The sequence below is a fragment of the Mesorhizobium sp. M7A.F.Ca.MR.362.00.0.0 genome (genome assembly GCF_004023175.1).
Classification (GTDB): domain Bacteria; phylum Pseudomonadota; class Alphaproteobacteria; order Rhizobiales; family Rhizobiaceae; genus Mesorhizobium.
The window spans coordinates 1-360 of record NZ_RZTF01000951.1 but is presented as its reverse complement, the minus strand read 5'-3'; the positions used below and the strand labels follow the sequence as shown (position 1 = coordinate 360).

1 protein-coding gene is annotated in these 360 nt (G+C 55.8%); it reads left to right on the top strand.

The features are described 5' to 3' along the window. The coding region (locus EOC06_RS41235) for a hypothetical protein (RefSeq protein WP_206631407.1) at positions 1 to 195 on the top strand (195 nt) is incomplete at its 5' end. Positions 196 to 360: the final 165 nt, after the last annotated feature.

Below are 360 nucleotides of genomic sequence, written 5' to 3'. Positions count from 1 at the left end.
CGACTGGCGCCGGAGGTTGATCCGGTGATTAGGAGGAGCACTCGTTGTCGGATTCTCGACGATGTCGGACATGTGACACAACGCTTCCAGAGCGATCGCATTGTTCCGAAACGATTTTCCCAGTTGGCACGAAGGTTGCGGCCCTATGCGCAAAAGCACTGCGATGCCGCACCGACTGGAAGAACTCATCAATGATCACGCTTTTCGAACATGTGGGCGCCGCTACCGACACTGAGCGTTCCCGAGCCGACGGAAGCCTCTATCCCTTCTTTCTGAAGGCTGTCCGGACATGAACGCATTTGATGTCCGTCCAACGCTGGATGCTCCCGACGACGATCCCTATGTCTGGCTTGAAGATGT